Source organism: Gaetbulibacter saemankumensis DSM 17032, from assembly GCF_000425645.1.
GTDB classification, from domain to species: Bacteria; Bacteroidota; Bacteroidia; order Flavobacteriales; family Flavobacteriaceae; genus Gaetbulibacter; species Gaetbulibacter saemankumensis.
In genome coordinates this window covers 1,300,027-1,325,727 of sequence record NZ_KE384430.1, presented here as the reverse complement: position 1 = coordinate 1,325,727, position 25,701 = coordinate 1,300,027, and the positions used below count along the sequence as shown (strand labels likewise).

Sequence of the window (25,701 nt, the reverse complement as noted above, 5' to 3'; positions counted from 1 at the left end):
AGTTAGCGTTATTACCACTAAACTGAAAATTTAAAGACTTTAAAAAATGAAACAAGCATATATAGTTAAAGCATACAGAACGGCAGTCGGCAAAGCTCCTAAAGGCGTCTTTCGTTTTAAACGAGCCGATGAATTAGGTGCTGAAACCATTCAATACATGATGCGAGAACTACCTGATCTGGATGTAAAACAAATAGACGATGTTATTGTCGGCAATGCCATGCCAGAAGGTGCACAGGGACTCAATATGGCACGATTTATCTCTTTAATTGGGTTAAATAGTGTTGATGTTCCAGGTGTAACGGTAAACAGATTTTGCTCTTCTGGAATTGAAACGATTGGTATAGCCACCGCTAAAATACAAACTGGTATGGCCAATTGTATTATTGCAGGTGGCGCTGAAAGTATGAGTTCGGTACCTATGACAGGATTTAAACCTGAACTGAACTATAATACCGTAAAAGCAGGACACGAAGACTATTATTGGGGCATGGGTAATACTGCCGAAGCGGTAGCTAAACAATTTAATGTATCTCGTGAAGACCAAGATGAATTTGCATACCATTCCCACATGAAAGCCTTAAAAGCCCAGGCTGAAAATAGATTTAAAGATCAAATAGCACCTATTGAAGTAGAGCAAACCTATATTGATGAAAATGGCAAAAAAGCCACTAAAACTTATACGGTTACAAAAGATGAAGGCCCAAGAGCTGGCACCAATTTAGAAGCCCTTGCGAAATTAAGACCAGTGTTCGCTCAAGGTGGTAGTGTTACTGCAGGAAATTCATCTCAAATGAGTGATGGCGCCGCATTTGTAATGGTTATGAGTGAGGATATGGTAAAAGAATTAAACCTAGAACCTATTGCCCGATTAGTGAGCTATGCGGCTGCAGGCGTGGAACCCCGAATTATGGGTATTGGTCCTGTAAAGGCCATTCCAAAAGCACTTTCCCTAGCTGGGTTAAAACAAAACGATTTAGAATTAATAGAACTTAATGAAGCCTTTGCTTCACAATCCATTGCCGTAATTAGAGAATTAGGACTAAACCCCGACCTTGTAAATGTAAATGGAGGTGCTATTGCCCTAGGGCACCCATTAGGCTGTACAGGAGCCAAATTATCGGTACAGTTATTCGATGAAATGCGTAAACGAGAAATGAAAAACAAATATGGTGCTGTTACCATGTGCGTTGGCACCGGACAAGGAGCTTGTGGCATTTTCGAATTTTTAAATTAAAAAAGATTTAAACTTATTATTATCATGGAAACAACAGATAAAGACATTATTCGCGGCGGACAATTTTTAGTAAAAGAAACCAGTTGCGAGGACATTTTTACCCCGGAAGATTTTTCGGAAGAACAACTTATGATGAAAGAGGCTGTTACCGAATTTGTCGATCGAGAACTTTGGCCTAACAAACCCCGCTTTGAGGCTAAAGATTATGCCTTTACAGAGGAATGCATGAAAAAAGCAGCCGAAATGGGCTTTTTAAGTGTTTCGGTCCCTGAAGCCTATGGGGGTATGGGTATGGGTTTTGTAGACAGTATGCTAGTATGTGATTTCATATCAGGCGCGACAGGTTCCTTTAGTACGGCCTTTGGAGCTCATACTGGTATAGGCACCTTGCCCATTACTTTATATGGTACGGAAGAACAAAAACAAAAATATGTTCCCAAACTGGCTTCTGGTGAATGGTTTGGTTCCTACTGCCTAACAGAACCAAGCGCCGGTAGTGATGCCAATTCAGGAAAAACCAAGGCTGTTTTATCTGAAGATGGAAAAAACTACCTCATTAATGGTCAAAAAATGTGGATTTCTAATGCGGGATTTTGCAGTTTAATGATTGTTTTTGCCCGTATTGAAGGCGACAAATACATTACTGGTTTTATTGTTGAATACGACCCGGAAAACCCTAATGGGATTACAATGGGCGAAGAAGAGCATAAATTGGGGATCCGAGCCTCATCAACGCGCCAGGTCTTTTTTAACGATACAGTTGTTCCTGTCGAAAATATGCTTTCTACACGTGGCAATGGATTTAAAATAGCAATGAATGCCCTAAACGTAGGACGTATTAAATTGGCTGCAGCGTGTTTAGATGCCCAAAGACGCACCATCACAGAATCAGTAAAATATGCCAATGAACGTGTTCAATTTAAAACCCCTATTTCAAGCTTTGGAGCCATTCGTCAGAAAATTGCCGAGATGGCTACGAATTCATGGGTAGGTGAGAGTGCTTGCTATCGTGCAGCTAAAAATATTGAAGACCGTATTGAACTAAGAAAAAACAACGGTAAAGACACCGAACAAGAAGCCGAACTTAAAGGTGTTGAGGAATATGCCATTGAGTGTTCCATCTTAAAAGTAGCGGTCTCTGAATTCATTCAAAAATGTACCGATGAAGGTATTCAAATTTTTGGAGGTATGGGCTTTTCAGAAGACACCCCTTTAGAATCAGCTTGGCGTGATGCTCGTATTTCAAGAATTTACGAAGGCACTAATGAAATTAACCGTATGCTCTGCATAGGAATGCTTATTAAAAAAGCCATGAAAGGTCATGTCGATGTCTTAACACCTGCTATGGCTGTTAAAGAGGAGCTTATGAGTATTCCTTCATTTGATACACCAGACTATTCAGAATTATTTTCCGAAGAAAAAGGCATTATTAACAACCTTAAAAAGTTGTTTTTAATGGTTGCTGGAGCTACACTTCAAAAATATGGCGAAGCCATAGAACAACAACAACAGTTGATGTTAGCGGCATCCGATATTTTGATACAAATATATTTAGCTGAATCTGCCATTTTAAGAGCTGAAAAATTGGCCAAGAAACAAGGAGAAGATCAGGTTAAAGAACAAATTGCTATGGCAAAACTAAATCTGTTCCACGCCATTGATGTTATTGAAACTGCTGGAAAACATTCCATTATTTCATTCTCTTCTGGCGACGAACAACGCATGATGCTTATGGGATTAAAACGCTATATTAAATATGTGAATATGCCAAATATTATTGAGCTTAGAAACACCATAGCTGATAAGGTTATTAAAGAAAACAAATACTGCTTTTAAAAGCAAACCAGATGACTAATTCAAACAATAAAAGCGTTTCAATACATTATTGAAACGCTTTTATCTTATAAGCTGTTTGGTAATCACTTCTATCTTTATACAGAGTCCTCTGTTCTATTATGGCTAATTAAATTAAATAATGTGAGAAGAAAATGACCAGCTAAAACTCTGTATAATTTAGTATTTTAGTAGAAACTCTTACCCTATGAAACTAGTCTCTACGCTTATTTTATTATTTTTTACGCTTCTAATTTCTGCCCAAACGCATCAAAAAATTTATGATATGATTGATGCAGTGTCTGCCGAACGCATCAAAAACGATATTGAAACTTTAGTCAATTTTGGAACTCGAAACACCTTCAGCGATACCCTTTCAAACACTAGAGGTATTGGTGCGGCACGACGTTGGATAAAATTACAATTTGAAACGATTTCTAACAATTGTAATGATTGCATAGAGGTATTTTATCAAAAAGATTTCGTGACTAAAGAAGGAAATCATCGAGTTCCTCATGATGCCTGGATAGTGAATGTTATAGCCATTCAAAAAGGAACCAAATACCCCAACAGCTATATTATAATAAGTGGTGATATTGATTCTCGTGCTAGTAATACTATGGACTTTAAAACAGACGCCCCCGGTGCCAACGATAATGCTTCGGGTATGGCTGGAACCATTGAAGCTGCCAGAGTTTTATCTAACTATAAATTTGAACACAATATTGTTTATGTTGGACTTTCTGGTGAAGAACAAGGTCTTTTTGGAGGGCAAGGTTTGGCTCATTATGCCAAAAATCACAATTGGACTATCCTAGGTGTTCTTAATAATGATATGATTGGGAACATTCAGGGTGTAGATGGCGTCATTGATAACCGCTCCTTTAGAATTTTCTCGGAACCAGTTCCTGCTAACGAACCTGAAGAAACCAGAAAACTACGAAGGTTTTACGGCGGAGAAGTTGATGGTAATTCTCGTCAATTGGCCAGATATATACATAAAACCACCAACACTTATATGCCGGAAATGAATCCCAAGATGATTTATCGATTAGATCGATTTGGTCGTGGCGGCCATCATCGTCCATTTAACGATTTGGGGTATCCTGCCGTTCGGATTATGGAAACACACGAAAATTACATCCGACAACATCAGGATGTTAGAGAAGAACATGGCGTGAAGTATGGTGATGTTTTAGAACACGTTAATTTTGAATATACAAAAAAACTAACTGCTGTCAATACTATAAGTCTGGTAAGTTTGGCCTCGGCTCCGCCTCCTCCCGAAAATGTAGCTATTGGAGGCATTGTTGAGCCTTCAGTAAAATTACAATGGGACCAAGTTGATGGTGCTAAAGGATATAAAATTTACTGGCGAGATACCACTTCTGCTACCTGGGATTACAGTCGTTACGTTGGCGATGTTTCAAAGTTTACTCTTGAAGGTATTGTAATTGACAATTATTTCTTTGGCGTTTCATCAGTCAGCGAGGATGGTTTTGAGAGCATGGTGGTATTCCCCAACAGCATTATTCGCTAATAACATTACTTTTAATGCACAACATATAACTAATTCAAATTAAAAAACGTTTTATAGTTAAATAAGGGCCTCTTTTCATATTAACCTATCGTTAGAATCGTTTTAACTGATTGGTTAATTAAGACAAAAAAACGCTTAAAATAAATACTGGCTTAAAATAAATACTGAAAGAAAAGCCTTCGGTCTTCTTCCTAGCTTAGCATTTTAAATATCCTTTAAATTTGTAAAACACAAGTAAGAAAAAGCCCCAAAGTAATAGCATACTTTGGGGCTCTTTTAAAAGCAAAACTAATTATATTCTATCAATGACTAACTAAAACCTTTTTTGTTAACCTTACTGAAGTTGTTAAATAATGTATTTCTACAATATATAAACCATTTGGAAATGATGACACATCAATTTCATGAGCATTTCTTTTATTATAAATAGTATTACCATAGACATCAAGAATTCTTACATTGTAATCACTTAAGCTACTTGAAGGCTTTATGTTTAATTCTGTTGAAGCTGGATTTGGATAAACAAAAGAGTCATTCCCAAACGTAGGAGACTCAGGTAACGCATTTATGATAACGGTATAGTCTTCAACTTCTCCAGCATAATTTCCACAAGGATCGACGGCTGAACTCGAATAGATGTTTCTCACTCTAAGTCGAACACTACCTGCATTTGCCCCTGATGGCACTGTGAACGTGGCATCTGCAACTTTAGCCTTATAACCTGAGAAAGTTATCAATTCATTACTTTCAAAAGACTTATTATCATTGTAATCAATCCAGGCCATCGCATTGTCCTGTCCACTTGCCTGTTCCAATTTAATTGACATGGTATATGTGGCTCCTGGTGTTAGATCCGTAGATAGATTGGTAAAGTCTGAATAGGTGCTTGAAGATGATGAATTATCAATGGTATTAATCTGAACCCTATTTATAAAATGGTTTCCTGTACCACTCGTTCCAGATGCCGTACAATAGGTCGCTGGAGGCTGATTAGTAGTTGTAAAGGTTACTGTATTACTAGCAGGGGAAACATTTCCAGCAGCATCTTTAGCCTTAACGGTATAGTTATACTGTGTTGCTGCCATTAATCCTGTTAAGTTCATACTTGTTCCTGCAACAGATCCAACACTTGTAATCCCATCTTCAAATACTTCATAGGTTGTTACCCCTACATTATCGGTAGAAGCTGTCCAAGTTAAGGTAGCCGTTGTATCGGTAATATTTGATGCAGCAAGGTTTGTTGGTGCTGTAGGTGCTTCGGTATCGATAGTTGTAAAGGTTACTGTATTACTAGCAGGGGAAACATTTCCAGCAGCATCTTTAGCCTTAACGGTATAATTATATTGTGTTGCTGTTGTTAACCCCGTTAAGTTCATACTTGTTCCTGTAACAGAACCAACACTTGTAATCCCATCTTCAAATACTTCATAGGATGTAACACCCACGTTATCGGTAGAGGCTGTCCAAGTTAAGGTAGCCGTTGTATCGGTAATGTTTGATGCGACAAGGTTTGTTGGTGCCGTAGGAGCTTGAGTATCGATAGTTGTAAAAGTTACTGTATTACTAGCAGTGGAAACATTTCCAGCAGCATCTTTAGCCTTAACGGTATAGTTATACTGTGTTGCTGTCGTTAACCCTGTTAAGTTCATACTTGTTCCTGCAACAGATCCAACACTTGTAATCCCATCTTCAAATACTTCATAGGATGTCACACCCACGTTATCAGTAGAAGCTGTCCAAGTTAAGGTAGCCGTTGTATCGGTAATATTTGATGCAGCAAGGTTTGTTGGTGCTGTAGGTGCTTCGGTATCGGGTACAGGTGCTGCTGTTATTCTCACCCCATAGTCCTCAACCTCTCCATAATAGTTACCACATGGATCGACAGCCGTTCCATAAATATTCCTAGCCCTAAAACCGACCAAACCAATTTGAGCATTTTGCGGAATAGTAACCTGTGCCGTTGCCGTATTACTAGAAAATGCGGAAAACGTAATAAGTTCGGTAGTGTTATCAAAAATACCATTGGCATCAAAATCAATCCAGGCCATAGCGACATCACTTGCAAAAGCTTGGTTAAGCACCATGGTAACATCATAGGTTTGACCAACCGCTAGATCGGTTATCAGGTTTGTATAATCTGAATACTGTGTTTGTCCAGAAGTATTGTTAATAGTATTTAATTGTACTCTTGTAATATAATCCGATCCTGTTCCGGCAGTTCCCTGTGCAGAACAATATGTTGGTAATGTTTCGGTACCAGTAGTAAAAGTTAATGTATTACTCGCAGGAGACACATTTCCAGCATCATCTTTCGCTTTAACAATATAACTATACTGGGTAGTTGCCACTAAGCCCGTTAAGTTCATACTTGTTCCTGTAACAGTGCCAACACTTGTAATCCCATCTTCAAATACTTCATAGGATGTCACACCTACATTATCGGTAGAAGCTGTCCAGGTTAAGGTAGCAGTTTTATCAGTAATGTTTGATGCTGCAAGATTTGTTGGTGCCGTAGGAGCTTGAGTATCGATAGTTGTAAAGGTTACTGTATTACTAGCGGTAGATATGTTTCCTGCCTCATCTTTAGCCTTAACAGTATAGTTATACTGTGTTGCTACTGTTAATCCCGTTAGGTTCATACTTGTTCCTGTAACAGAGCCAATACTTGTAATCCCATCTTCAAATACTTCATAAGATGTTACCCCTACATTATCGGTAGAGGCTGTCCAAGTTAAGGTAGCCGTTGTATCGGTAATGTTTGATGCGGCAAGGTTTGTTGGCGCTGTAGGAGCTTCGGTGTCTGGCGCTGCTATGATTCGCACTGCATAATCTTCAACCTCTCCATAGTAATTACCACATGGATCGACAGCCGTTCCGTAAATATTCCTAGCTCTAAAACCGGTTACACCAATTTGAGCATTTTGTGGAATAGTAACCTGTGCCGTTGCCGTTTTATTAGTATATGCGGAAAACGTAATAAGTTCAGTAGTATTATCAAAAATACCATTAGCATCAAAATCAATCCAAGCCATAGCCACGTCACCTGTAAAATATGCGGCTAACGAAATAGTAACATTATAGGTTTGGCCAATTTCAAGATCGGTAATCTGATTTCTATAATCTGAATACGTCGATTTCTCGGAAGCATTATCAATAGTATTTAATTGTACTCTTGAAATATAATCCGATCCTGTTCCAGCACTACCTTGCGCAGAACAATAAGTAGGCGTTACATAAGTACCATTTCCACAACCACAATCGTCCAAATACACTTCATTTATGGTCGTTGGATCCCCATCGTCACAAGGCGTTCCAATAAGACTATTATCTAAATTAGGACAAGAGTCCAATAAATCACATATACCATCACCATCTGTGTCCGGAGAACTCGCATTACAAACGCTTACATTAATGTTTGCCTCAAAAATACCCCTACCATGTGTACCAACTCTTACTTTTTGAGCAGTGTAGTTAATCTCAATATCCCTTACATCGGTGTGCGGAAGTTGTCCATACTCCAACCAATCTGTAGCGCTATCATCAGTATAATAAACACCACTAAAAGTTCCTATAAACAACCCTCCAGGAACCGATTCATATGTTTGAATAGCATTAACAGGTACATTAGGAAGTGTCCCTGATATATTAGTCCAATTAGCACCGCCATCAATAGATTTATATACTTTATTACCGGCACTATACCCAGCTAATGTAATATAAATAGTATTTTCATTTGTAGGATCCACTTTTAGATCTGTAATCGAACCTGTAGGTATTGTATGGGTGGTCCAATTGTTGCTAGCTGCATCTTTTTCATAAACAACACCTGCCCTAGCTGCATATATTTTTTGCGGGTTAGACTTGGAAATAGCAATTTCCGTAAGATTAGATCCAGAAATATTATCCCCAATAATCGTCCAGCTATTACCTTTATTTGTACTTTCATACACACTTTTATAGCCTACTACCAAACGATTTGGGTTTGTTTTATCAAGCTCATAAGGTGTTTCCCAAGCACCACTACCACCTTGACCAGCTGGAGATATATTTGTGTTGGATCCTCCACTCCATCTTCTCATATCACCATATTGATATTCCCAATACATGGTGTTTACATCTGTAGGATCAATTTCTGTTACCATACCATCCCCTGTAGTAGCAAAGTATTGCCAGGTTCCTGATGCATTTTTAAAAACCGAACCATTATCTTGCGATCCTCCACTAACAACAATATTATTGGATTGTGCAGTAGCTATATCATAAAACTGAGTAATAACAAGTCCTCCTGAAAGATTTTCAAAATTGTTATTATCAACATTTAACCTATCTATACCCCCATCGTGACAAATATAAACCTTGTTACTTTCTAAGGGGTTTACAACTATAGTTCTAACATCTACATGCATTTCGTATAATCCACCGGCGCCTACCCAGTCAGCAATTTGAGTATGGGTTGAACCTGCATTATCTGATCTCCAAAATTCAAAATTTCCGGTCAGCAGGGTTTCGGTATTATTAGGAGAAAACTTAATACGTCCATTTTCTGGCAAAGCTTTTTCATTATTCACCGCAAAAGTTTCTCCTTGATCATACGATCTATAAAGTACTTTTGCTTTAGACAGAAATACGCGTTGAGGGTCTAAAGGGGTTACCGCTAAAGTAAACTGACCGCTCCCAAAATCCTTTTTAAGTGTCCAGGTTGCACCGGCATCTGTACTTTTATAAAACTGTCCCGCATCTACACATAAATATACGATATTGCTGCTACCAGGAGCAAATGCTATTTTGTGACTTGAGGTCGTTTTATAGGTATTTACCTGACTAACCGTATTGAAACCATCTGTAGTCTTATAAGTTCCCTTTGTTGTAGTAACTAACATAATATCAGGGTTAGCTGGGTCTGCAACAATATCACTTAATTGCTTTTTTTCTGACATATTAAATGTTAATGCTGTTGGAGCCCAAGTTAAACCTCCATCGATCGATTTATAAACTCCTATCCCTGGGTGTCCATACCATACGTGATCACTTACCGATATATATATTGTGTTTGGATTATTAGCATTAACCAAGATACTACTCACCGATAATAACGGAAGATCATCTCCAAGCGGAATATACGTCTGACCACCATCTGTTGTTTTCCAAATTCCACCGTTCGCTGTCCCAACATAGAATGTTAATGCATCGGTTGGATGAAAGCCTATACAGGTCGTCCTACCCGTTCCAATTTGACCTCCCATATAATTGGAATAACTAATATTACTCCATGGTTCCTGTGCATAAGGACTAGATGAGGTAGCACTAAGTTTTGATGTAGAACCCGATTTTGAAAGTGTCTTGTTTTGGTAAAATGCCGAGATGTCAGCGAGATTTCCATCTGGTGTAAGATGTCTGCTCCAAAAATTCTTCCAGCGTTCAAATTTTACAAACTCACCATCCCTATAAGCACCTTCTGTTAATTGCTTTTTAGTTAATCCTGGATGCTTTCTTTTAAAATACAACTCACCTTCTTCTGTAATTGCTTTATACGTTTTACCGCTTCGAATAATACCCTTAAGCCCCTGTTCTGCTTGAGAATGTATTTGAATGGTTAAAAGAAGGCATGCAAATGGAATAAGCCATTTCATTGTTTTTTTAAGCTTGTAATAATGCAAGCAAAGAAACTTTTGTTTCTCCTTGAAATAATTGAAATACATAAATTTAGTTTAATTAGATTTAGTTAGTTAGTTTTCAGTCAGTTGCAATATCAAATTTTTATTAAATAATTTAAGGGGATATATTACGCTAAATAGGCAGACAAATTAATCAGGGTAAGATGCAATAAATTAACAAACAACTCGTTAAGCGTGATTACACCTCTAAAAAACGCCTTTATGACTGTCTGTGTATGAATTAAAAAACATTACAAAAAATAACCTCCTAACATTGATATGATGATATTAAACGTGAATACTTCTATTAACTTTTCTTCATAATAAATAACAATATTGGCAATAGCCTGCTTTATCCTTATAAATGGGGTCATTATTTAATTTTCATAATACGACATTCAAAATAGGGCAAGGCAATTCGTATTTAATTGCGAAATATTAACAAGGCGTTAAGAACCTTTTTCCTTAATTTTAAACAAAATTTTTCACCATGATTAGCCGTTATAGCTTATTCCTATTTTTAACAATAATACTATCCGTATCAGGAAACTCACAAAGTTTATTACAAGAGAAAAATCATTTTACTAGACAAGACACCCTTAGAGGCAGCATTACACCTGAACGTGTCTGGTGGGATTTAACCTATTACCATTTAGATATTAAGGTAGACCCTGCGAACAAATTTATATCAGGAAAAAACACCATACAATATAAGGTTTTAGACAAACACTCTGTTATGCAGATTGATTTACAAGAACCTATGCAAATCACGAAAGTGATTCAAAAAGGAAAACAATTAGCTGTTGTTCGTGAAGGGAATGCCCATTTCGTAACCCTCGAAGACTCACAAAATATAGGTGAAGTAAATAGTATAGATGTCTACTATGAAGGGCACCCAAGAGAAGCGGTTCGTGCCCCTTGGGATGGTGGATTTTCATGGAAGAAAGACTCTAATGGTAACGATTTTATTGCCACTTCCTGCCAAGGTTTAGGAGCCAGTTCTTGGTGGCCGTGTAAAGATCATATGTACGACGAGGTTGACAGCATGCAAATAAGTGTTAATGTACCGAGCAAATTAATGGACATTTCTAACGGGCGTTTAAGAAGTATTGAACAATATGGAGATACCAAAACATATCGCTGGTTTGTGGGAAGCCCTATAAATAATTACGGAGTAAATCTCAATATTGGTGATTATGCCCACTTTTCAGAAGTATACAATGGTGAAGGAGGTAATTTAGATATGGACTATTACGTTTTAAAAGACAATCTTGAAAAAGCAAAAGTTCATTTTAAAGATGCCACAAGAACCATGGAAGCCCTAGAACACTGGTTTGGCCAATATCCATTTTATAAAGATGGCTACAAACTTGTAGAAGTACCTTATCTGGGCATGGAACATCAAAGTTCTGTTACTTATGGAAATGATTACAAACAAGGGTATCTAGGGCGCGATTTGTCGGGTACTGGCTGGGGACTAAAATTCGATTTTATCATTGTGCACGAATCAGGACATGAATGGTTTGCCAATAACATCACCAATAAGGATATTGCCGACATGTGGATTCATGAGAGTTTCACTAACTATTCTGAAAGTTTATTTTTAGATTATTTCTACGGAAAACAGGCTGCTTCGGAATACGTTATTGGATTAAGACAATTAATCTTAAACGATCGTCCAATAATTGGTTATTACGATGTAAATAAAGAAGGTTCTGGAGACATGTATTATAAAGGTTCCAATATGCTACATACCTTAAGACAGCTTATTGAGGATGATGATAAATGGCGCTCAATTTTACGTGGGATGAATAGAACATTCTATCATCAAACAGTAACTACCGAGCAAATAGAAAATTATTTAAGTCAGGAAACCGAGATAGATTTAACCGAATTCTTTAACCAGTACCTGCGTACCACCAAAATCCCAAACCTGGAATATGCTATTAACAATCAGACTGTAAAATACCGATGGACAAACGTTGTTGATAAGTTTGATATGCCTATTAAAGTTACTATTGATTCTAAAGAGCAATGGATTTTCCCGAATACTGATTGGAAAAGTATGGAACTGAATGTGAACCATTCAGATTTCAAAATCGATCCCAATTTTTATGTAGAATCCAGAAAAATATAATGCCTTTGAAATTTCCTGAGCTTTATTTTAAAACGGATTCTGAATGGCGCAACTGGCTTGACAAAAACCATAAATCGGCAGAAGGGGTTTATTTAATATTCTATAAAGTCGAACACGAAAATGAAAGTATGCGCTGGGAAGAAGCTGTAAAAGTTGCGCTTTGTTATGGTTGGATCGATAGTACTGTAAAGAGTTTAGGTAATGGTAAACGGCGCCAATACTTCTCACCAAGAAATCCAAAAAGCGCATGGAGCGCGCTTAACAAAAAGTACATTGAAGTCTTAATTACCGAAAACCTAATACATGAAACTGGTTTAAGAACTATTGAAATCGCCAAAGCAAACGGAAGCTGGGCTGCTTTAGATGATGTTGAAAATGGCATAATCCCTGACGATTTACAAATTGCCTTTGGTAACAATACTGAAGCTTACAACAACTACCTCAACTTTGCGCCTTCATACAGAAAAAGCTATCTATACTGGCTTCATCAGGCCAAACGAGAATCTACAAGACAAAAGCGCATAACTGAGATTATTCAATTATGCGCTAATAATATTAAAACAAAAGGCAATTATTAATACCTTATTGGGTATAAATACTGGATTCCATAGATCGTTGGTTAATCGAGTTATTAAAAATTGTAAGAATGCGTTTCGCTATACCTGTCCACCCAAAATTACGACGTGCAAAACGTGCACCTTCCACAGATAATTCATTACGTAATTTAGGATATAATAAAGGCATCGACATCATAGCACCGAACTCTAATGGACGATGCGGATCGGCAAACAGCGCCTGGTTACCAAAATCAATTAAATCGTACAACCCACCATGAACGGTTACTACACTAGGTGTTCCACAGGCCATGGCCTCAATAGCAACCATACCAAAGGGTTCATATCTTGATGGCATGGCAAAAATATTTGCCGAACGATATACATTAGCCAAATCGGCATCAGCGATGTAATTTTTCCAGGTAATTTTATCTAACACCCCGATTTCACCAGCTAATTTTTTTAAACCTTCAATCCCCTTATTATCCTGCTTCGACTGATCGCCGCCAATAGCGGCTACCAGGCGGGCTTCAGGGCATAATTCAAAAACAGTAGGTAATGCCTGAATTAGTAAATCATAACCTTTGTTATGGGCCATACGGCCTAAAGCCAAAATATCGGTTGGATGAATATCGTATTTGGCACGTATTTTATCGTTTTCCTTACTTGGAACAGGAAAGAACCTATTTTCATCAATTCCCGGAGGTATCATACCACAGTTTCGAGGTAAAACGTCATACTGCTGGGTTAATAAATCTACTTGAGGCAGCGTGGTCGCAATAACATAATTACACATTTGATAAACAAAATACTCTTTACGAATACGCTCCTTAAAACGATACTTTTCTTCCATTTCCTTTTCATCCATATCACTTCCCATGGTGTGCTGTTTCCACCAACCTAAGGAATGTGGCGTATGTACGTGAGAAATTCCTAATTCCTCGGCAATTTTTTGTCCTGCCCAACCAGCATCCCAATAATGGGTGTAAACAATATCATATTTTTTGCGTTCCTTTTTAATAGCTGCCAGACAGTTAGTCACGAACTTTTTCAAATGATCGTGCATATCCTCTTTTCTGATAAACTTTTTACCTCCAAACGGAATACGCCATACACTATAATTTTCGTCTACATGGTCATATTCGGGCTGATCTTCGAACTGTCGAGTTACTAAATCGACTCTTTTCCCTAATCGACTAAAACGTTCTGCTAACTCTAAAACATAAACTACCTGTCCTCCCGTATCGGGTTTTCCTAATTCGGCATTTGCTCCTACATATCCGTGTAAAGAGATCATTAAAATTGACTTCATAATTTTTATATTTTGAGTTATTTATTAATTATTTTTAAATCGTTACAAGCTGAAATATACTGAGCTGCTGACCAGGCCTGATAAGCTTTACCCATAGCTTTTCCGGAAGTTCCGTGTGCCCATTCGGTGAATTCCCATTCTTCATTAAGGCCTTCTTTGTTTATTAAAGCGAGCTTATATAATTCTGAAATTGCCACTTCACGAAGTCCTAATTTATTAATAAACTTCACCCAAAATCCGCCAACAAATGGCCAGATACCACCATTGTGATAATGATTCGGTAAGTTTAACAGATTCACAGTATAATAAGGTCGCCAATCAGGATCGCCCGGAGTAACAACAGGATATACATTACGCACTGGATAGGGATCATTAACCCCTACACCTAACATAAATTTGAAAGTTTGATGCGCCTTTTCAGAGTCGACTGTTCCATGTAAAAAAGCTAATACATTCCCGAAAACATCACAGCGCCAACTAAAATCGAAAGGCGTTGTTTGAGCAATTAAATACGATGTATCTCCCAAGGTAAACTGACGTTCGGCAAAAGAGACCGACTGAAATAATTTTTGTTGCGTGGAAGGCCAGAAATTTTGTAATATTTCCTTTTTAATAACCTGCGACCATCGAATATATTCACCTGCTTCTTCATAATTTCCGAGCATTTCATACATTCTGCCAAAACATACATTGGCACGATACCATAAAATTTCATCGTATAAAATATTATAGCTTCCACCAAACAAATCGGTCCAGTCCCCTGCTTCCGGAATTTCAAGTAAGGCATCATTATTACTATCGTGAGCCCCCAGCCAACGCATGGTTTCTTTTATATCCCCTATATATTTTCGCAGAAACTCCATATCCTTGGTTACATTAACGTACTCATAGAATGCAATAACTACCCAAATTCCACTATCTATAGAGCAAATACCTCCCACTCCGGAATAATCGGCTACATTATCTTTAATGCGCACATTAGATGGTATTTGACCGTTACGCGAAATGTGCTCTATTAGAGTTACTAAGGTCTGGCGTTGACAGGTATGAATTTCTTCGTCATGAATAAGCGATAATGATCCTATCACAGTAATTGCACCATCGCGAGCCCAGACACTATGGTAATTCTCATCTGTACCGTTGGGAACATTATCGGCAATGGAACAAGCGGAAAACCCTGGAGGTGTAATATTCTTTTTTAAAGCAATGATGGCCTTTTCATAACCTTCTCGAATTAGATTAAGCTTTTCATTATCATCCTCATCTGCAATATTGTTAAGTTCCTGTTTAATAAAATAATCATCGGTATGATCTTCTTCCAACAATTTCATCGCCTCTTCTGGAAAAATGTCGTAATAGACAAGTCCTTCAATAACCCCATTACCATGATCACCTTCGGCATGATAAACTTGGCGGTATTTTGTAAACTTATATAATTCTTCATGAGCATTTGCAACAACAATACCTCGAATCCCGTTCATATTAAACATAGCTGAATCGTTACCACTATCGCCTGCTACCAATACGTTTACTGGTTTCAATTCTAACTTCTTAAGCAACCATTGTAAGGCGTTACCCTTATTAGCCCATTTAGGTAGTACATCTAAAAATTTATTACCTGAGTACACGACATTAACCAACATATTAGCATCAGCAAAATCCTGCTCTATGCTAGCAATAAGCTCATCGTTGGCATCGTGAAAAAAGTAACTTCGTTTATATGAATGTTGAAATTTAGCGGGTTGTTCACTTATAGGGTGATTAATATTCTGAACGAGTTCTTCAACTGCTTCAATATCCCAGCCCTCATCAAGAACATCATTAAATTCCTTAACGGTACATTTATTATGAAAATCATAAATAAGCGTTCCAACACCACCTATAATATAATCAGGTTCTGGTAAAACCCCCTTTTTAATAAGTCTAAGAACATCGTCAATTAACCTTCCTGTATTATAGGTAAGTAAAATATCCTGTGGCTTGTACTTATTCCATATTTTGGTAAAGTTACTTTTTAAAGTGTGAAAATCGATTAAGGTATTATCAATGTCAAAAGATAAAATTTTAATAGGAATTTTATCACTAAGGTTTGTTTCCATATAAAGATTTATTCTAAAGCATTTTTTGATAATTTTTAATTAAAAACATCAAAAAACGCATGGTTTTTGCTTAATATACATAAAAAACCACGAAAAACCTCTAAAAATAGCATTTTACAAAACCTAGATCAAAGCTTTTTATTGGAATAAAAAAAATTCATACTCTAAAATAAAGATTTGAAAATTTTATCTATTTAAACCATGAATTTGAAAAATGACAATTTAACTAAATTCCACTAATAAAACTCCCATAGGGATCTTTAAATTGAAGACCTTCTAAAAAGCGATTTTTACTAAGTAGCTTAAATTCTGCCAGTGCCCAGAGGACAAATTCCTTCATGAAATAACTATCTTGCTTTGCTAAGTTGGGCTGATACTTCCCAATTAAATCGTCTAATGGTGAAATAGAATCTAGGATCTCGAGATAAGTCTTCTCTCTTAAATTATCCAACAATTCGAACCCTTCTTTCTGATTAAAAAACCAGGATACAATATCATCATACGGACTATCTTCTTCCTGCTTTTGTAGTTTCTCTATTTTTGGAAAGTAATTAACAAATATGCTTTTTACCGCTTCTCCTATTAAATTATAGGCAACCATAGCGGCCCCTTCCTGTTCACCCTCATAAACTAATTCTACCTTTCCTGTTATTGATGGAATGATACCAATAAAATCAGATAAACGAATGGTCGTATTAGCATCCCCTGCAATAAGAGCTCGGCGCTCGGCAGTGCTCAATAAATTTTCCAAGGCTGTAATACTTAAACGCGCACTTACTCCACTTTTAGCATCAATGTAATCACTCTTGCGTGCTTCGAAGGTAATTTGTTCTAAAAGATTGCGAGCTAAATCAGGAATGGTAACCGAACTTTTCTGATCTTCTAATAATTTGGCCTCCTGAGCTGTAATACGTTTAGACGTCTCCAAATCCATTGGGTAGTGTGTTAATATTTGAGATCCTATACGATCTTTAAGCGGTGTAACAATACTACCTCTGTTAGTATAATCTTCCGGGTTAGCTGTAAAAATAAATTGAATATCTAAAGGTAATCTTAACTTAAAGCCACGTATTTGTATATCGCCTTCCTGTAATATATTAAATAACGCCACCTGAATTCTGGCTTGCAAATCGGGCAGTTCATTAATAACAAAAATACAGCGGTTGGCTCTTGGTATCATACCATAATGAATAACCCGATCGTCAGCATAACTTAATTTTAAATTAGCAGCTTTTATGGGGTCTACATCCCCAATTATATCGGCAACCGTTACATCCGGTGTTGCCAATTTCTCCGCAAATCGTTCACTGCGGTGCAACCATGAAACAGGAGTATTATCACCATGTTCTTTAATTAATTCTTTAGCATATCGGGAAATGGGACAAAAAGGATCGTCATTTATTTCCGATCCTGTGATGTATGGAATATATTCATCTAATAAATTCAGCATTAAACGTGCTAATCGTGTTTTAGCTTGTCCACGCAATCCGAGAAGATTAATATTGTGTCTGGATAATATAGCCCTTTCTAATTCGGGAATTACCGTATTTTCATAACCATGTACCCCTTCAAAAGTAGTTTCCTTATTCTTTATTTTTTGAATCAAATTATCACGAAGCTCATCCTTGATACTTTTACTTTGATAATTAGATTGTTTTAAATCGCCTAAAGTTTTTATCGTTTCAATATTCATAATTATCCTTTGATTCTTTTTTTTCTATTAGTTTCGTAATCTTCAAAAATCATTTCACCTAAACCTTTAATACCTGTATAAAAAGCCTTTCCCTGATTTGCAAATGTAAATTCCCTGACAAATTGCATTAGGTAATTATCGCGCGCAATCATAAACGTTGTAATTGGTATATGCAGACGTCTTGCTTGCTGTGCCATGGCATAGCATTTATTAACAATATACTCATCGAGTCCCATACTATTTTTATAATACTGCCCGTCTGGTAATCTTAAACAACTAGGTTTACCATCGGTAATCATAAATATTTGTTTGTTGGTATGTCGTTTTCTACGCAATAAGTCCATAGCTAATTGCAACCCCGCCACCGTATTGGTATGGTATGGTCCTACCTTTAAATAAGGTAAATCTTTAATTTCTATTGGCCAGGCATCATTTCCAAACACCAAAATATCCAATGTATCTTTTGGATATCGGGTGGTGATTAATTCTGCGAGTGCCATGGCTACTTTTTTAGCTGGCGTGATTCTATCTTCCCCATACAAAATCATGCTATGACTAATATCAATCATAAGCACCGTACTCATCTGCGATTTATGCAGTGTTTCTTCAACAACTAAATCTTCTTCAGATAAGGCAAAATCGTTAATACCATGATTAACCTGTGCATTTTTTAAACTCTCGGTCATTGAGACTTTATCTAGGGCATCACCAAACTGGTAAGCTCGGAAATCGCCGGTATGTTCATCGCCAAGTCCTGGGCTTTTACTTCTATGATTACCTCGCCCGCTTCGCTTGATTTTACCGAATATCTGATCTAAGGCCTGCTGCCTTATGGCACGTTCGGTCTTCGCCGTTATAGCTGTTCCTGAATTACCATCAGGATCAATTTCTTCACGGATATAACCTTTTTTCTTCAAGTCTTCAATAAAATCATCAATAGAATAGTCTGGCGTGGTTAATCTATATTCCTTGTCCAACTCATGCAACCAATCTATTGCCTCATCGAAATCACCTGAAGTATGCGTAATGAGCTCTTTAAAAATTTCGAAAAGCTTATCAAACGGTGATTGATTGGGTGCCTCATAAGTTTTAAATACAAATCCCTGTTTATTAATATCGTCCTGTTTCATAGCCATATAAAAATACAGATTTTTAAATTACTACTTAAATGTTTGATATCTATTTAATTAATGCCTGTATAAATTATTGCTATATCCTTTTTATTACGAGTTCAATCTTCATGTTTCTATAAAATAGAAAAAATTAAAGTCGCACCCATATAAATTCAACACCAATTAATCAGTAACAATTGTTACTCAAGTAGTTATGCAACAAGAGTTACAAATAACACAATTGCTTTCATATAAATTTGCCCCATAAATTAAAAACACATGAAAAAAATTAAAGTTGTATTTAGCATCTTATTTATTCTACTCTTATATAAAGGCAATGCTCAGGAGGAACAATTCATTTCTGAATCGGAAGTTATTAGTATGGTTCTAGAAAATAACCTTTCTCAAAAAATATCGGAACAAGATTTCTTAAAAGCTAAGGCCGATTATCAACAAACCAATGCCATATTTTTACCCAATATTACGGCTTCGTATACAGGAGCTATGACGACAAATCCGTTAATGGCATTCGGATTTAAGTTAAATCAAGGAATTATTCAACAAAGTGATTTTGACCCGAACAAATTAAACAACCCGTCTCAGACTAACAATTTTGCTACAGCTATTTCTTTTGAACAACCACTTATTAATATAGACGGTATATACCAAAGAAAAGCTGCTAAGCATGCCATGGAATCCCAATCCCTGCAGTTACAAAGAAAATCGGAATACCTACATTATGAAGCCAAACGTGCCTATCAGGAACTTCAATTGGCATATTTAGCCGCTAGTGTATTGGAAGAGACACTTAAAGCTGCACAAGAAAATTATAAAGTAGCCAGCGATTTTTTCAAACAAGGCCTCATGCAACAAGCCGATTTATTATTGGTTGAAATTCATTTAACCGAAATAAAAAACGAACTTCTAAAATCGAAGAGCAACGTTAAAAATGCTTCAAATTACATTTCATTCTTAACAAACAACCATGATCAAGTAATTTTTAAGCCGCAAGAAAGTATGATGTTAACATCGAATCATTTATTAGAAGCCGAAAACCTAGTCCTTTCAGAAAACAGAGCCGACATAAAAGCAATGGAAATAGCTTCTGAAGCTGCAAAAGACAACCTACAAGCAGATAGAATGGCTTATTTACCAAGGTTGAACGCTTTTGGTAGTTATGAAATGCATAACGAGAAAATATTTAACTCAGGAACAGACGGTTATTTGTTAGGAGCCCAGCTAAGTTGGAATATTTTTGAAGGCAGCAAACGTATTGGTAAAAAGAACAAAAGCAAAGCCAGTTATGAAGCTTCAAAACTAGCCTATGAAGAATACACATCTCAAAGTCAGATGGAATTAAATCAAGCATCCAGACAATTAAACGATGCCAAAAACAGATTAGAATTAACAGAAATGGCCCTTAAACAATCGGAAGAAGCCTTACGCATAAAAAACAATCGATTTAAGGAAGGTCTTGAAAAAACATCCGATTTGCTCATGGCAGAAACGCAGTTCGCCCAAAAACAACTGGAATACTATCAGACAATTTTCGAATACAATCGTGCACAATCCTATTTAACATATTTAATGACCAACTAACAGTTGGGCAAATTCAACTTACTCAAGTATCAAAAAAATAAAATCCTAATTAAATGAAAAAACATACATACATAATCGCTTTCACCCTGTTCACCTTACTATTTTCTGCTTGTGGAAATAATAACAAACAGGCGGCAACCGATAACACACCTGCCATTAAGGTTCATGTAAATGCAGTAAAAATAAATAACAACACACCATTCTTAACGGTTAGTGGTAAAATTCAAGCCACTGAAAGTGCCGACTTAAGTACTCGATTTATGGGTTATGTAAATAAGATACATGTAGAAATTGGCGATCAGGTAAATCAAGGTCAGTTATTAGTCTCAATTAATAATTCAGACTTAGAGGCCAAACGTGCCCAAGTGAACGCAGGCATATCTGAAGCTACGGTAGCATATAATAATGCTAAACGTGACTTTGAACGCTTTACAAATCTATTTGCTAGTAAAAGTATTTCCCAAAAAGAAATGGATAATGTTGCAGCCAATTATGAAATGGCCAAAGCTCGTCTCGAAGCTGCTAAGGGTATGAAAAATGAAATAAATGCGCAGTTTGAATACGCTAATATCACAGCACCTTTTAGTGGAATTATTACCAATAAATATGTAAAATCTGGTGATATGGCTAATCCAGGCATGCCCCTTATAAGCCTAGAAAACCCTAAGCAATTCGAGATTTTAGCTATGGTACCGGAAAGTGAAATTTCACAAATTAACAAAGGCATTACTGTAAGTGCCCGAGTAAAATCGGTAGAAGAAGAACTTAAAGGAACAGTAGCCGAAATTAGCTCGTCCGCACGTCATACCGGAGGCCAGTATCTAGTAAAAATAACTTTAGAAAAGCCCTCAAAAAATGTGCTTTCCGGCATGTTTGCAACAGTACTATTCCCAGTTGAAAAACAACAGGATTCTAATTTAGTTTTAATCCCTCAAGAGGCTATTGTTAACAACGGACAACTTACCGGAGTTTACACAGTAAGTGCAACTAACACGGCCTTATTACGATGGTTACGATTGGGTAGAACCTATGGCGATCAGGTAGAAGTTCTATCCGGATTAAATTCAGAAGAAAGCTATATAATCTCAGCTGAAGGAAAGCTATATAATGGTGCAAAAATTTCAATTCAATAATTAAACAGAACTTTTAGAATCACAATTAACAAAAAGCAATTAAGGTTCTAATAAAAAAAATATAAATCAAATGAAAGAAGGTTTAGCAGGAAAAATTGCCAAGGTCTTTATAGGATCGAAGCTTACTGTACTCTTAATGATAGTGTTTATGGTTATTGGAGTGTATAGTTCTTTTTTAATCCCAAGGGAAGAAGAGCCACAAATTGATGTGCCTATGGCTGATATATTTGTAGGTTACCCGGGTGCAAGTCCAGCAGAAGTTGAATCAAGGGTCATAGAACCTTTAGAGCAATTAATTTCGAATATCAAAGGGGTAGAATATGTGTATTCTACATCGATGAAAGAACAAGGTATGGTTATCGTTCAGTTCTATGTAGGCGAAGACATCGAACGTTCTTTTGTAAAACTATATAACGAAATTAACAAGCATATGGATAAAATGCCCCAAGGTGTTACCTTTCCATTAGTTAAAACTCGTGCTATCGATGACGTGCCGATTTTAGGCTTAACGCTTTGGAGTGAAAATTACGATGACTATTTGCTAAGTCAAATGGCACAGGAACTTGAAAGCGAAATTAAAAAAGTAAAAGATGTTGCTATTACACATAAAATTGGAGGTAGAGACCGACAGCTAAGAGTTGTTTTAGATAAAGATAAACTTGCTGCCAGTGGCTTGGATTTCTTATCGGTTTCAGAAATGATAAAAGCCAATAATGCCCAGCTAAACTCTGGGAGTTTCGACAAGAATGATACCGAATTCATTGTAAATACGGGTAAATTTCTTGAAACCATTACCGATGTAGAAAATTTAGTCGTTGGAGTCTCTCAAAATCAACCCATATATTTAAAACAGATTGCATCAATTATCGACGGGCCTCAAGTACCGCAAAACTATGTAAGCTTAGGTTTCGGGCAAGGAAGTGAGGAAAACTTAGCATACAAATCGGAATATCCTGCCGTAACGATATCTGTTGCGAAACGCAAAGGTGCAGACGCTATGAAAATTTCTGAGGTTATTATTAATAAAGTCGAGCATTTACGTGGTAGTCTAATTCCAGACGATGTACATGTTGAAATCACCAGAAACTATGGTGAAACGGCCTCACATAAGGTATCTGAATTATTACTACACCTTATAGGTTCTATTATTGCCGTTACCTTAGTAGTAATGCTCGCCATGGGTTGGCGTGGAGGTTTAGTAGTATTTTTATCGGTACCAATTACATTCGCTTTAACGCTACTAAGCTACTACATGCTTGATTATACTTTAAACCGTATCACTCTTTTTGCCTTAGTATTTGTAACCGGAATAGTAGTCGATGATTCCATAATTATTGCTGAAAATATGCACAGGCATTTTAAAATGAAACGCCTGCCGTTTAAACAGGCTGCGCTGTATGCAATTAATGAAGTTGGGAATCCTACGATATTAGCAACATTCACAGTTATTGCATCGGTATTACCCATGGCATTTGTTTCTGGTTTAATGGGGCCTTACATGGCTCCGATGCCAATAGGGGCTTCTATAGCCATGATATTATCATTGTTTGTAGCACTAACAATCACACCTTATCTAGGATATATTTTCCTAAGAGAAAAGAACAAAAAAACGCATGTAGATAAAGAGGAAAAACCATTAGAAACCACGCTTATTTATAGAATCTATAATAAGTTCGAACGCCCATTAATTGAAAATCGTTCAAAACGATGGGCCTTCTTAGGGTTTACATTTGTACTTCTTATGGGATCTATGGTGTTATTCTATACTAAATCGGTAGCTGTAAAAATGCTCCCATTCGATAATAAGAATGAGTTTCAAGTAGTAATCGATATGCCTGAAGGCACAACCTTAGAGCGCACTGCTGTGGTAACAAAAGAAATTGGCCAATACCTATCTACACGTCCTGAAGTAGTAAATTACCAGAATTATATTGGTACTTCAGCCCCAATTACATTTAATGGCCTTGTACGCCATTATGACTTAAGAGGAGGCAGCAACATGGCCGATATTCAGGTAAATCTTTTAGATAAGGGAGACCGAAGTGAGCAAAGTCATGATATAGCAAAGCTATTACGTCCTGAAATCCAAAAAATAGCATCAAAATATAATGCTAATGTTAAAATAGTAGAAGTTCCGCCAGGCCCCCCAGTATTATCAACAATTGTGGCCGAAATTTACGGACCTGATTATAACAAGCAGATTGAAATAGCCAATAACATTCAAAACATCCTAAAAAACACGAATGATGTAGTAGATATCGATTGGATGGTTGAAGACAATCAAGCAGAGTATCAATTTGAAATCAATAAAGAAAAAGCCATGCTTAATGGTGTTGCACCACAGCAAATAGCCTATACTATGAATATGGCTTTAGCAAACAGACCATTAATTAATTTATATGATGAAAATGCGGTAAATCAGGTTGGTGTAATATTATCATTAGAGGAAAAAGAAAAATCGAATGTTTTAGATATTTCACAATTAAAAGTAAAATCTGAACAAGGTTTCTTAATTCCAATAGCCGACATGGTTGATATCAAGAAGACCACAAGTGCTAAAAGTATTTATCGAAAAAACCAAAAACGCGTCGTTTATGTTTTAGCAGATATGGCTGGAAAATTAGAAAGTCCTGCCTATGCTATTCTAGGGATGGAAGAAAAACTCAAAGAAATTCCTTTACCAGCAGGTTACGAAATTAATGAAATGTATTTGGGCCAACCAGATTACGAAGACGATTACACCGTTAAATGGGATGGTGAATGGCAAATAACTTTAGAAGTATTTAGAGACTTAGGGATTGCCTTTTTAGGAGCCATAATTTTAATTTACATTTTAATTGTAGGCTGGTTCCAAAACTTTAAAGCTCCGGTGGTAATGATGGTTGCCATCCCCCTATCATTAATAGGTATTATTCTGGGCCATTGGATAATGGGAGCATTCTTTACAGCAACCTCATTTATAGGAATGATTGCTCTTGCTGGAATTATGGTTCGTAATTCGGTATTACTTATTGATTTTATAAACCTAAGATTGGCTGAAGGAGTTCCATTAAAACAAGCCGCTATTGAAGCCGGTGCTGTACGTACAACACCTATTTTATTAACAGCCGGAACCGTAGTTATTGGGGCCTTCGTGATCTTATTCGACCCTATATTCCAAGGTCTAGCCATTTCACTTATGGGTGGAACCATTGTATCTACAGTATTAACCCTACTCGTAGTACCTCTAGTATATTATATGATTGAACGAAAAAATTATAACTAATGAAATTAATAATAGTAACCGCTGTTGAGGCTTTTGAAGAAGAAGTACTCACATTATTCAAAAAAGCTAATATCGACTCCTTTAGTGGATTTGACATTGAAGGCTATAAAAATATAGCTCCAATTGTAAAAGCATCCAATTGGTTTTCAGGTAAAAGTAAAGGAAATGAATCTATTATGTTTTTTTCGTTTACCGATGCTGAAAAAATAGACCCTTTATTTAATCTTATTACAGAATTTAATAACAACCTAGAAACAGACAATCCTATAAGGGGTATTGTTCTACCTATCGAAAAATTTATTTAAACTTAAATTAAAAATCATGTTAAACACATATTTTAGAGTTATTGTAGGCACATTCATTATATTAAGTGTTGTCTTAACGGTGTACGTGAATACAAACTGGTTATGGTTCACCGTATTTATAGGAGCTAATCTTATTCAGTCTGCCTTTACAAAATGGTGCTTACTAGAAACCATCCTATTAAAATTGGGAGCAAAAAAGTAATCTAAAACAAAAAGGTTCATCTATAT

At 36.6% G+C, this 25,701-nt stretch carries 15 protein-coding genes; 10 read left to right on the top strand and 5 right to left on the bottom strand.

Going from position 1 to position 25,701, the window contains the following annotated elements:
* Positions 1-46: 46 nt before the first annotated feature.
* From H611_RS0112590 to H611_RS0112580, 3 genes are all read left to right on the top strand, one after another.
* The gene (locus tag H611_RS0112590; protein ID WP_027138715.1) at positions 47-1,237 is read left to right on the top strand and encodes an acetyl-CoA C-acyltransferase; all 1,191 of its coding nucleotides are present in this window, start codon (positions 47-49) and stop codon (positions 1,235-1,237) included.
* Positions 1,238-1,261: 24 nt separating this feature from the next.
* Positions 1,262-3,073, top strand: a complete 1,812-nt coding sequence (locus H611_RS0112585; protein ID WP_027138714.1) for an acyl-CoA dehydrogenase family protein — start codon at positions 1,262-1,264, stop codon at positions 3,071-3,073.
* Positions 3,074-3,278: 205 nt separating this feature from the next.
* Positions 3,279-4,610: a M28 family peptidase gene (locus H611_RS0112580; RefSeq protein ID WP_027138713.1), complete on the top strand. Its 1,332-nt coding sequence runs from the start codon at positions 3,279-3,281 to the stop codon at positions 4,608-4,610.
* Positions 4,611-4,912: 302 nt separating this feature from the next.
* On the opposite strand, the gene H611_RS14930 is transcribed toward H611_RS0112580, so the two are convergent.
* The gene (locus tag H611_RS14930; RefSeq protein WP_051238803.1) at positions 4,913-10,240 is read right to left on the bottom strand and encodes a fibronectin type III domain-containing protein; all 5,328 of its coding nucleotides are present in this window, start codon (positions 10,238-10,240) and stop codon (positions 4,913-4,915) included.
* A gap of 514 nt (positions 10,241-10,754) precedes the next feature.
* Here H611_RS14930 and H611_RS0112565 point away from each other — a divergent pair.
* Positions 10,755-12,401, top strand: a complete 1,647-nt coding sequence (locus tag H611_RS0112565; protein ID WP_027138712.1) for a M1 family metallopeptidase — start codon at positions 10,755-10,757, stop codon at positions 12,399-12,401.
* Positions 12,401-12,979, top strand: a complete 579-nt coding sequence (locus H611_RS0112560; RefSeq protein WP_027138711.1) for a YdeI/OmpD-associated family protein — start codon at positions 12,401-12,403, stop codon at positions 12,977-12,979. The genes H611_RS0112565 and H611_RS0112560 overlap by 1 nt, the downstream gene beginning before the upstream one ends.
* Positions 12,980-12,983: 4 nt before the next feature.
* On the opposite strand, the gene H611_RS0112555 is transcribed toward H611_RS0112560, so the two are convergent.
* The 4 genes from H611_RS0112555 to H611_RS0112540 all read right to left on the bottom strand — a co-directional run bounded on the left by H611_RS0112555 (position 12,984) and on the right by H611_RS0112540 (position 19,189).
* A complete protein-coding gene (locus tag H611_RS0112555) occupies positions 12,984-14,267 on the bottom strand; it encodes a glycosyltransferase (RefSeq protein WP_051238802.1) in 1,284 nt (427 codons plus the stop codon).
* A 17-nt stretch (positions 14,268-14,284) separates the two neighbouring features.
* Positions 14,285-16,366, bottom strand: a complete 2,082-nt coding sequence (locus H611_RS0112550; protein WP_027138709.1) for an HAD-IIB family hydrolase — start codon at positions 16,364-16,366, stop codon at positions 14,285-14,287.
* Positions 16,367-16,592: 226 nt separating this feature from the next.
* Positions 16,593-18,059, bottom strand: coding sequence for a MoxR family ATPase (locus tag H611_RS0112545; RefSeq protein WP_027138708.1), 1,467 nt, complete (start codon positions 18,057-18,059; stop codon positions 16,593-16,595).
* A gap of 2 nt (positions 18,060-18,061) precedes the next feature.
* The gene (locus H611_RS0112540; RefSeq protein WP_027138707.1) at positions 18,062-19,189 is read right to left on the bottom strand and encodes a vWA domain-containing protein; all 1,128 of its coding nucleotides are present in this window, start codon (positions 19,187-19,189) and stop codon (positions 18,062-18,064) included.
* A 261-nt stretch (positions 19,190-19,450) separates the two neighbouring features.
* Between H611_RS0112540 and H611_RS0112535 the strand changes: the two genes are divergently transcribed.
* The 5 genes from H611_RS0112535 (at position 19,451) to H611_RS0112515 (ending at position 25,675) form a co-directional block, all read left to right on the top strand.
* Positions 19,451-20,770 (top strand): TolC family protein, encoded by a 1,320-nt coding sequence (locus H611_RS0112535; protein ID WP_027138706.1) that lies wholly within the window; start codon positions 19,451-19,453, stop codon positions 20,768-20,770.
* 53 nt (positions 20,771-20,823) lie between these two features.
* Positions 20,824-21,903, top strand: a complete 1,080-nt coding sequence (locus H611_RS0112530; RefSeq protein ID WP_027138705.1) for an efflux RND transporter periplasmic adaptor subunit — start codon at positions 20,824-20,826, stop codon at positions 21,901-21,903.
* 70 nt (positions 21,904-21,973) lie between these two features.
* Entirely contained in the window at positions 21,974-25,168 is a 3,195-nt protein-coding gene (locus H611_RS0112525; protein WP_027138704.1) for an efflux RND transporter permease subunit, read from the top strand.
* Complete coding sequence (locus H611_RS0112520) at positions 25,168-25,473, top strand: hypothetical protein (protein WP_027138703.1); 306 nt, start codon at positions 25,168-25,170, stop codon at positions 25,471-25,473. Before H611_RS0112525 ends, H611_RS0112520 begins: the two co-directional genes overlap by 1 nt.
* Before the next feature lie 16 nt (positions 25,474-25,489).
* Complete coding sequence (locus H611_RS0112515) at positions 25,490-25,675, top strand: YgaP family membrane protein (protein WP_027138702.1); 186 nt, start codon at positions 25,490-25,492, stop codon at positions 25,673-25,675.
* The last annotated feature ends 26 nt before the right edge of the window (positions 25,676-25,701 follow it).

Coding starts and splice junctions, on each gene's coding strand:
- H611_RS0112560 (WP_027138711.1), top strand. CDS start 12,401: ATGCCTTTGAAATTTCCTGAGCTTTATTTTAAAACGGATTCTGAATGG.
- H611_RS0112535 (WP_027138706.1), top strand. CDS start 19,451: ATGAAAAAAATTAAAGTTGTATTTAGCATCTTATTTATTCTACTCTTA.
- H611_RS0112540 (WP_027138707.1), bottom strand. CDS start 19,189: ATGAAACAGGACGATATTAATAAACAGGGATTTGTATTTAAAACTTAT.
- H611_RS0112525 (WP_027138704.1), top strand. CDS start 21,974: ATGAAAGAAGGTTTAGCAGGAAAAATTGCCAAGGTCTTTATAGGATCG.
- H611_RS0112565 (WP_027138712.1), top strand. CDS start 10,755: ATGATTAGCCGTTATAGCTTATTCCTATTTTTAACAATAATACTATCC.
- H611_RS0112555 (WP_051238802.1), bottom strand. CDS start 14,267: ATGAAGTCAATTTTAATGATCTCTTTACACGGATATGTAGGAGCAAAT.
- H611_RS0112530 (WP_027138705.1), top strand. CDS start 20,824: ATGAAAAAACATACATACATAATCGCTTTCACCCTGTTCACCTTACTA.
- H611_RS0112585 (WP_027138714.1), top strand. CDS start 1,262: ATGGAAACAACAGATAAAGACATTATTCGCGGCGGACAATTTTTAGTA.
- H611_RS0112515 (WP_027138702.1), top strand. CDS start 25,490: ATGTTAAACACATATTTTAGAGTTATTGTAGGCACATTCATTATATTA.
- H611_RS0112590 (WP_027138715.1), top strand. CDS start 47: ATGAAACAAGCATATATAGTTAAAGCATACAGAACGGCAGTCGGCAAA.
- H611_RS0112520 (WP_027138703.1), top strand. CDS start 25,168: ATGAAATTAATAATAGTAACCGCTGTTGAGGCTTTTGAAGAAGAAGTA.
- H611_RS0112580 (WP_027138713.1), top strand. CDS start 3,279: ATGAAACTAGTCTCTACGCTTATTTTATTATTTTTTACGCTTCTAATT.
- H611_RS0112545 (WP_027138708.1), bottom strand. CDS start 18,059: ATGAATATTGAAACGATAAAAACTTTAGGCGATTTAAAACAATCTAAT.
- H611_RS14930 (WP_051238803.1), bottom strand. CDS start 10,240: ATGAAATGGCTTATTCCATTTGCATGCCTTCTTTTAACCATTCAAATA.
- H611_RS0112550 (WP_027138709.1), bottom strand. CDS start 16,366: ATGGAAACAAACCTTAGTGATAAAATTCCTATTAAAATTTTATCTTTT.